Raw genomic sequence first — 8683 nt, 5'->3', positions numbered from 1 at the left:
GGGTTCGTCCACCTTTCGCGTGTTTACGTTGATAAGCTGTTTTTAACACAGCTAACATCTCTTCAAAAGTAGTACGCTGAACACCAACAAGGCGCTTAAATCGTGCATCACTTAATACTTTACTTGATTCATAATTCATAGTTTTATTGTATCATATTTTTGTTTCGCAGGAAGTCTATTGATAATATCCAGGAAAATCTATATGAGACAAATCAAGGAACTTCCCATAAAACAAGTACAATTGATTGTGATAACATTTCGACCATTTCTATTAGCCAATTACATTATGAAATTGAAAATAAAATATTATTTGATCATTTTTCCTATGAATTTAAAAAAGGCAAGCGCTATGCAATTATAGGTGCTTCAGGAGCTGGGAAAACAACTTTAGTAAAATTAATACTAAATTATTATCCAAAAAATCTTTATGATGGAGAAATAAAAATCAACGGAAAACAGAATATTGATATTTCCTCAGAGGAGTTATATAAAGATATTGCGTTTGTGCAAAAAAATGACTTTCTGATTGAAGGCAATATTCTAGAGAATATCAAATTGGCTAGAAACCTTCATTTAACTGAAAAATTAAGAAAATCCTTAGGTTTTAATGAAGACTTCCTTCGTAAAAACCTAGCTCAATCAAACCAAATCATTTCAGAAGGAGAAAAGCAACGAATTGATTTAGCTAGGTTTTTAGTCAAAACATATTCAGTTTATATATTTGACGAACCTACAAGTAACCTTGATCCAATAAAAGCAAAAGAAATAATGGATTACATTCTATCCATTAAAGATGCAATTGTTATTGTCATTACTCATGATCAAAATCCAGAAATATTGGAAGAGTTTGATCAGATTATTGTTTTATAATAGAAAGGAGGTGATGATCATGATTATGGAAGATTTCAACATTTTGGAGTTAGAATTTGAAGAAATTCGTGAAGAAGATACAACTAATTGGTACTTTATCTAAGATAATTTTAGATTTAGTTAATTTAAACTCTTAAAAAGAGAGTTTAAATTAGTTTGTATTAATAAAAAAGAAGTCAATAATATTAATCGACTTCTCGTGTATAACAGAAGCATGCATGTTCATCTTGCATGCTTTTATCAAATAGTTGAGGATATAAAATGGATAATTATTTCCCAAAATGGAACCAGGATAGAATCGTTTACCAATGGAAGAACGACAGATTAAGAATTGGAGCTGATGATGTTGATGTATTAGAAATTACAGGATACTCAGATTTTTGGTCAGATTTAATTTCTTGTTGCAATGGAATTAATAGCTTTGAAGAAATTAAAGATTTATTAAGAAAAAAATATGATATATCCGAAAATATTATAGAAAAATATATATCTAAATTTTCTGATCGTAATTTATTAGAAATATTAGATAGACCTGTAAATCAAATTGATCACTATTTAATTAATGAATCACTAGAAACTTATTATTCTAGTGAAGGTATTGGTGGGATTAAATTACTTGAAAAATTGAGTAATTTAAAAGTTACCATACTAGGATGTGGAGCCGGTGGTTCTCATATCGCATTACAATTAGCCCAATTAGGGGTAGGGCGACTTCATTTAGTCGATGATGATATTGTTAAAGAAAATAATATAAATAGGCAATCTATGTTTACCTTTAACGATATTGGTAAATATAAAGTTGACTGTGTAAAAGATTGTATTCTAAAACGTAATTATCAGTGTGTAGTCACAAAAAGAAAATTAAAAATGAGCACTGTTGATGCTGTAAAAAAAGAAATTTCTGAAAGTGACTGGGTATTTTGTTGTATGGATGAACCTCCTTATATAGCACAAAGATTAGTAAATAGAGCATGCTATTTATTTAATATCCCTAGTATATACTGTTTTAGCCAACGTAGCGCAGGTAAACTCTTATTTTGTAATCCTAATATTCAAAATATAGGCTGTGTTGATTGTTTACTTTATGAACAAGATAGTGATAACTTTCAAAATTTAGTTAAAAAATTTTCAAACTATGATGGAAAATTAATAACTGCAAATATTTTAACTAATATTCTATTATTGTCATCATGGGTTGTGAAGAAATGGTTAGATTGTGTAACAGAGAAAAATAGTAATGTTTGGAATACTTTATTTAGATTTGATTTTTATAGTTTTAGGGAAGATGAATTCAAGCACTTCTCTAAGCAATCTCATTGTCCTACATGTGGTCATGATTTCGATAAAAGTAAACTCTGGGAGATTCTAAAAATTGATGAATAAGAAAATTATATTTAAAAAAAATCAAGCAAGTAAATTTGCATATTTTTCATTGATGTTTGTTGCAGGTACTAGTATTGAGCAAGTAAATGAATTAGGATTTTCACATCTTATTGAACATTTACTAATACGAGCAGGGAATGAACAATCACTAAATGAATTGTTTGATATGAATGGTGCAGCTATTAAAGGAGAGACATCTAGAGATTATATTAATTTAAGTGGTTACTGTCTAGCTGAAGATTTCAATAAAATTTTTAAAATACTGATAAGTAGGATTTTCAATCTTTCTATTACTGAAGATGAACTATTGAGGGAAAAGAAAATAGTCTTAATTGAATTAAATCAGTATGAAAATAGTAAAAAATCTATTAATGATAATCGAGTAATTTTTAAAAATAGTTCTTGGTCAATAGATATTATTGGTACTAGAGGTAATATTGAGTATGTTAGTTTAGAAACTATATATAAATTTTATATAAAACAAAGTATAAATTTCTAATTATCTTTTTATATTTTCTTAAATGCTCGTAAAGCCTTATTCTATGTGCTTTCGAGTATTTTTACTGTAGGAAGATACTTCACGTTTCTTTGCATATTTCCTCATGTCTTAGCTGTCAGAAGTGGTAAATAAGTAGTAAATTCATTTGTACTACTAAGCAACAAGACGCTCCTGTTGCTTCTCTTTATTCAAGCGTTTCATTTCTGCCATTGCAGAATCGAATGTTGCATGTGCGTAATAGTTCAGCGTCATGGCTATATTAGCATGTCCCATAATGTACTGTAATGCCTTTGGATTCATTCCTGCATTTGCATAGTTGGTACAGAATGTATGTCGCAAACTATGTGGAGTGATGTGTGGCAATTTATCCTCGTTATACTTATTGTATTTCTTAACAAGACCTTTCATCATGCCGTTGTAATCACTTGCCACTTTTGGATAGTTCTTTCTATTAAGAAAGAGGAAATCACTATATCCATCAATCTCAACACGCTTATCATTCTTTCGATTCGCTAACACTCGCTTAAATGCTTGATAGGCTTCTTCAACCATAGGAACTTGACGTTCGCCACTTTTGGTCTTTGGTGTTTCAATGTAGTACCCAATTTCAGTATCTCTCAATAGCTGATGGTCTATATTGACAAGACGATTCTCAAAATCTAAATCTGGAAGTGTCAAACCACCAAACTCTGAAATACGAAGACCTGTTTTTAAGAGTATCAGAATTTCATCATAATTTTTGCTGTAGGTTTTATCAGCTTTTGCAAAGGCTAACAGTTTTTCTTCCTGTTCTTCTGTTAGTACGGTCTTAGGGACAGTATCATCATCAAGAACTGCTTTCAGTTGAAAGTCAAATGGATTCTTCCGAACACAATCATCTTGTATAGCAATATAGAATGAAGCCTTTAAAGAACGTTTGTAGTTATTGATGGTTTGATAAGCATAACCATTTTCACTCATTCTAATAGCCCATTCTTTAGCGTCTGATGGCTTAATACTGTCAATACTTCTTACACCTAACTTGTCTTTCTTCAAAATATCCATAAGATATTTGCGTCCAGTTTCAGTGTTTTTTCTAACCTTTGGTCTTTGAGCGTTCTGTTTTGCGTAAAGCTGGCAGAGTGTCATTTTCTTTCCTACAACATCAATACCATCATGAATGTCTTTCTGTAACTCTGCGATTTTCTCTCTAAGTGAGATACAATCACGCTTTCCTGCTGGTACTCGGTCTGTAGCCACAAGTTTCCACGAGTAAACAAATTGCGGTTCTCCAAATGAATCTATATATTTGTATAAGTATCTTCCGTCTTTTCGTTGGCTCTCTCCAGTCTTTAAGATTCGACCTTTATTGTCACGTCTTTTTTCTGACATGGCATTTGCTCCTTTCCTTTATGGAAAGAGCCTTGATACGACTTAATACTATTTTATCATATACAAGACCCTTTGGCGACGCTAGATTGCGTCCAATGTATCTATAATTTTTTCAAATTGTTTTCGTTTAATCTGAATACGATTGCCATTCATAATCAGCCAATTTGCATTTTTATTTTCCTCTGCCAAGCGTCGTAGCTTGTTTTCGCCAATACGAAAATATTTTGACGCTTCTTCAATGGTTAGGGTATAACGTTCCCAAATAGGAATGTCAGTCTGCTTCATAAAATCCTCCTTTCCAAATCACTTATTTGGATTTCATAAAAGTTGTTTTACCAGCAATCGAACAGCTTTAGCAAAGCTCACGGGAGTTCCACCCCTGCATGGTTCTCATGTAGCCATACTCATTGCCTGCGACGGTTTTATCACGCTCGGACTATTGACTGTATGGGAGTATCATTATCACGATAAGAATGTCGTTGCAGGCAATCCTGCTAAAGATTGCTTCTCGGATCACTAACATGAATCGCTCGCTATCTTTATAAGATAGGTCATGGCGGTTAGTTCCGTTGGCTCTTTTCTTATCGAAACGTATTCGATTACTTTTATTCAGTTTTCAAAGAACAATGGCTCGTTAGCCTATCAAAACACATTGAAAGCTCAATATGCTTTGGTGGAATAACAAACCTCCCTGTTCGGGAAGCGTGGAATGGTTTAGCACGCTTCCACGAAAGGAGAGAGGATATTACTTAATTTCAAATGACAAAATCTTTGTAATCAGTCTGGTTTCCATTCTTCCACGTAAGACTTCATCAACGACCATACTTTGATTGCCATATTCATCTTTCATAAGTCGTAGGGAACGCTTCGTTATGTACCCTCTGTAATGATGTAGAATCTGGTTAATCGCTTCGGTATCGCCATCTGTTGCCTTTACAATGAGAGGAAAGGGAATCATAGGATATTGTGTTTTCATTCTTCAAATTCCTCCATAAACTTTTTAATTAAGGCTAGTCCACTGGTTCTATGCCGATAGACAGTAGAACGGTTCAATTTCAACAGGTCTGCAATTTCTGAATCGCTCATGTCCATAAAGTAAAACAGCAGTAGAATTTCACGTTTCTTGTCTGGCAACTCACGTAATGCTTCACTCAACAAATCATTTTCAACGCCTACTGATAACCCATTGAGTGTAAAAATCTGAAAGTCAGTTGAATAGTTATCTGTTGTCGCAAACTGGCTAACAAGATAATCGCCAACATCCGAAAAGGACACCTCACGCTTTGCAATCCTTGAAAGATAAAGCATATAATTCTTTCGCTCGTCTTCCATAGCACGTTTACAGATATAGTCAAACTGATTTTCTATTGTGGTCTGAAAAGAAGATGGTTTCATGTTTCTCACCCCCTTTCTGTCTAGGAAAGGAAGTGAGCCTTGCTCGTTTATCTCCTTTCACTCTTAGTCCCAATGTGAAAGGGGGATTTGTTGCATTACTGATAAATAAACTTTGTAAAAAAGTTCTGAATAGCCAAAAAAGCATATAAACAGATTTATTTCTCTGTTTACATGCTTCTGTTATTCTATCTATATGATTTATAAAACCACATTGGTGGACGTACTTATCTATTGCAGATAGACGACTTTTTTTGACAAGAACCCAATGTAAGGAAATTTATTGTATATGATGTACTTCATGGCGACGTTGACCTCCAACAAACCGCCATTTGGAAGTAATATACAATATTTTAACAGCGTAAATAGCACTACCATATAACGGTTTTTTTTATTGGCGTTTAGTAGTGCTTTTTATTAAATATAAACCTATAAACCATATAACACGTTTTTCTATACCTGTTTTTAATTCAGTAGGAACAATAAAATGTATAGAGGTGGTCTACTATGCGTAAAAAAGAAGATAAATATGATTTTAGAGCCTTTGGTTTAGCCATTAAAGAAGCTCGATTGAAACGAGGTTTAACTCGTGAACAAGTGGGAGCATTGATTGAAATTGACCCACGGTACTTAACTAATATTGAAAATAAAGGGCAACACCCCAGCATACAAGTTCTTTATGACCTTGTATCGTTACTTCATGTTTCCGTTGATGAATTTTTCTTACCTGCTAATAACTTGGTAAAAAGCACCCGACGATTACAGATAGAGAAATACATGGATAGCTTTACAGACAAAGAACTATCCTTAATGGAATCTTTAGCCAGCGGTATCAACGAAGCAAGAAACATCGAAGACTAATTAAAAGAATCCATACATAACGGAAAGAGCCGATAAAATGAGATTGTATTAATCTCATTTTATCGGCTCTGCGTCTTTGCGTCTGGCTCTGTAATCACAGTTACTTTGAACTGCTTTATTTCAATTAAATTTTCTTGTCTGCATTTCGGACAATAGAGGGGGAATTTTTTTAATTCAGTATCTTCCCTTATCTTTAATCGTGTTTTATTTCCACATACAGGACACAATATCCACTTGTAGTTTATAATAACTATCTCCTCCTTTACACTTTAATTCAAATCTTTATTAAAAAATATTTCATCTTATTTAACAAGAAACCATATTTATATAACAACATAAAATACACTAAGTTATTTTATTGAACATATATCGTACTTTATCTATCCGACTATTTGGACGACGGGGCTGGCAAACAGGTTCACCGGTAGTAACATGGTACCCTTTTAACTCTGTTAAACAAACACTACGTCCATTTGTAAAGAAAGTTAAATCACTACGATATTCTTGAATACACCGAGCAGGGATTTCTCCACTAAGAATGACCTCATTATTTTTCAATTGAGTGTCTACGATGTTCGCACAATATTTAGGAGCATCGGTGTATGCTCGTGAAAGATATTCCTGTGGCGCATAAATTTTAAAACTAAGATATGGCTCTAACAATTCTGTTCCAGCTTTTTTTAAGACTTGTTCCAATACAATAGGAGCAAGCATCCGAAAATCTGCTGGGGTACTAACAGGGCTATAGTATAAGCCATACTTAAAACAGATTTTACAGTCCGTCACATTCCAACCATACAATCCTTGTTCACAGCCATAGCGTATCCCTTCCATAACTGCATTTTGAAATGATTGATTTAAGTATCCAAGAGAAACCGAGCTCTCATACTGCATTCCACTTCCCAACGGAAGCGGTGATACAGATAAACCAATGGAAGCCCAGAAAGGATTCGGTGGAACTTCGATGTGAATGGTATACTCTGCTTTTTTTAACGGTCTTTCCATATAAATGACTGTAGGCTCTTTTATTTCTATCTCCACATGATACTTTTCTTGCAGCAGAGCACAAGTCACTTCCATTTGTACTTTCCCTAAGAAAGAAAGTATGATTTCATGTGTCGCAGAATCCACATAATATCGCAGAAGCGGGTCACTGTCGGAGATTTCTAAAAGTGCATCAAGTAACATTTCCCTTTGTTGAGGTTTGCTCGGTTCAACAGTCGTTTGCAGCAGAGGGAGGGGATTTTCAATTCTCTCTCTCTGTGGCAATAGCTTTGTATCTCCAAGAACACTATTTAACTTCAAAAACTCATTTTGCAAAATAACAATTTCCCCGGAATAAGCCTTATCGATTTTACATAATTCACCATTTATTGAAGTATACATTTCTGTAATTTTTATTTTTTCCTTTTCCGATATTCTAACCGAATCTCGCAAATGCAGTACGCCACTATAAAGACGTATATATGCAAGACGCTGTCTTTTTTCCGAATACTCAATTTTGAAAACTTTTCCGCAAAGTTCAGACTGACCTCGATGTGTTGATGAATAAAATTTATTCGTAATCACTTCTATAAGGTTATCAATCCCTATATTGTTTTTTGCACTTCCGTGATAAACAGGGAACAGGGAACAATTATGAAATCTTATGCTTTCCTCTTGTTCGAGTTCCAATGCTTCTAATGATTTACCGGACATATATTTCTCTAAAAGGTCATCGTTTCCCTCTATTACCGTATCCCATTGTTCAGATTCGGTAAAGTTCGTCACACACATATTAGGATACAGTTCTACCTTCTGTTTGATTACAATTTCGGCAGAAAGTTTCTCTTTAATATCCTGATAAACCGTTGATAAATCAATTCCATTTTGGTCAATCTTATTGATAAAAAAGATTGTGGGAATCCCCATTTTCCTAAGTGCATGAAATAATATACGAGTTTGTGCTTGTACGCCATCTTTTGCAGAAATCAGTAGAATTGCCCCATCTAAAACTGATAATGAACGATATACTTCTGCTAAGAAATCCATATGTCCTGGCGTGTCTATGATGTTCACCTTCGTATTTTCCCACTGAAAAGAGGTTATTCCTGTCTGAATTGTAATTCCTCTCTGACGTTCTAAAAGCGTATTATCCGTCCTCGTTGTACCTTTGTCCACGCTTCCTAATTCTGTAATCGCTCCACTGTTATATAATAAGCTTTCTGTTAAGGTAGTTTTTCCTGCATCAACATGAGCTAAAACTCCAATATTAATAATTTTCATGTGATTTTCCTCCATTCAAAAACCCAAAAGGGCATAAAAATC

Annotated in this window: 10 protein-coding genes and 2 pseudogenes; 5 read left to right on the top strand and 7 right to left on the bottom strand. The window is 33.7% G+C overall.

Translation table 11 applies throughout. The features are described 5' to 3' along the window. A pseudogene (locus tag SMIDD28_RS05450) lies at window positions 1–139 on the bottom strand (IS5/IS1182 family transposase); the annotation flags it as partial. A gap of 38 nt (window positions 140–177) precedes the next feature. Between SMIDD28_RS05450 and SMIDD28_RS05445 the strand changes: the two are divergent. The 3 genes and pseudogenes from SMIDD28_RS05445 to SMIDD28_RS05435 all read left to right on the top strand — a co-directional run. Further along, window positions 178–870: pseudogene (locus SMIDD28_RS05445) on the top strand (ABC transporter ATP-binding protein); the annotation flags it as partial. 261 nt (window positions 871–1131) lie between these two features. Beyond that, window positions 1132–2253 carry a HesA/MoeB/ThiF family protein gene (locus tag SMIDD28_RS05440; protein ID WP_000371017.1) on the top strand — a complete coding sequence of 374 codons (1122 nt, stop codon included), beginning with the start codon at window positions 1132–1134 and terminating at the stop codon, window positions 2251–2253. Beyond that, window positions 2246–2752: a M16 family metallopeptidase gene (locus tag SMIDD28_RS05435; protein WP_050218058.1), complete on the top strand. Its 507-nt coding sequence runs from the start codon at window positions 2246–2248 to the stop codon at window positions 2750–2752. The genes SMIDD28_RS05440 and SMIDD28_RS05435 overlap by 8 nt, the downstream gene beginning before the upstream one ends. Window positions 2753–2905: 153 nt before the next feature. On the opposite strand, the gene SMIDD28_RS05430 is transcribed toward SMIDD28_RS05435, so the two are convergent. Both SMIDD28_RS05430 and SMIDD28_RS05425 read right to left on the bottom strand, forming a co-directional pair. After that, window positions 2906–4123 (bottom strand): tyrosine-type recombinase/integrase, encoded by a 1218-nt coding sequence (locus SMIDD28_RS05430; RefSeq protein ID WP_001291561.1) that lies wholly within the window; start codon window positions 4121–4123, stop codon window positions 2906–2908. A gap of 81 nt (window positions 4124–4204) precedes the next feature. After that, a complete protein-coding gene (locus SMIDD28_RS05425) occupies window positions 4205–4408 on the bottom strand; it encodes an excisionase (protein ID WP_000814511.1) in 204 nt (67 codons plus the stop codon). Here SMIDD28_RS05425 and SMIDD28_RS12180 point away from each other — a divergent pair. Next, on the top strand, window positions 4392–4643 hold the full coding sequence (locus SMIDD28_RS12180) for a hypothetical protein (protein WP_001845478.1): 252 nt from the start codon (window positions 4392–4394) through the stop codon (window positions 4641–4643). The genes SMIDD28_RS05425 and SMIDD28_RS12180 overlap by 17 nt on opposite strands. A gap of 225 nt (window positions 4644–4868) precedes the next feature. Here the strand turns inward: SMIDD28_RS12180 and SMIDD28_RS05420 are convergent, their stop codons facing one another. Next, entirely contained in the window at window positions 4869–5099 is a 231-nt protein-coding gene (locus SMIDD28_RS05420) for a helix-turn-helix domain-containing protein (RefSeq protein ID WP_000857133.1), read from the bottom strand. Beyond that, the gene (locus tag SMIDD28_RS05415; protein WP_000804885.1) at window positions 5096–5518 is read right to left on the bottom strand and encodes a sigma-70 family RNA polymerase sigma factor; all 423 of its coding nucleotides are present in this window, start codon (window positions 5516–5518) and stop codon (window positions 5096–5098) included. Before SMIDD28_RS05415 ends, SMIDD28_RS05420 begins: the two co-directional genes overlap by 4 nt. A 504-nt stretch (window positions 5519–6022) precedes the next feature. Here SMIDD28_RS05415 and SMIDD28_RS05410 point away from each other — a divergent pair. Then, on the top strand, window positions 6023–6376 hold the full coding sequence (locus SMIDD28_RS05410; RefSeq protein ID WP_001227347.1) for a helix-turn-helix transcriptional regulator: 354 nt from the start codon (window positions 6023–6025) through the stop codon (window positions 6374–6376). 59 nt (window positions 6377–6435) lie between these two features. Here the strand turns inward: SMIDD28_RS05410 and SMIDD28_RS11080 are convergent, their stop codons facing one another. Together SMIDD28_RS11080 and tet(M) are read right to left on the bottom strand one after the other, a co-directional pair. Beyond that, window positions 6436–6603: a cysteine-rich KTR domain-containing protein gene (locus SMIDD28_RS11080; protein WP_000336323.1), complete on the bottom strand. Its 168-nt coding sequence runs from the start codon at window positions 6601–6603 to the stop codon at window positions 6436–6438. 118 nt (window positions 6604–6721) lie between these two features. Beyond that, window positions 6722–8641, bottom strand: a complete 1920-nt coding sequence (gene tet(M), locus SMIDD28_RS05405; protein ID WP_000691729.1) for a tetracycline resistance ribosomal protection protein Tet(M) — start codon at window positions 8639–8641, stop codon at window positions 6722–6724. Between the last annotated feature and the right edge of the window lie 42 nt (window positions 8642–8683).

It is taken from the genome of Streptococcus mitis (assembly GCF_001579045.1).
Lineage (GTDB): Bacteria > Bacillota > Bacilli > Lactobacillales > Streptococcaceae > Streptococcus > Streptococcus mitis_D.
Note: the sequence above shows the minus strand (reverse complement) of the source record. Positions and strands in the feature narration are given on the sequence as shown.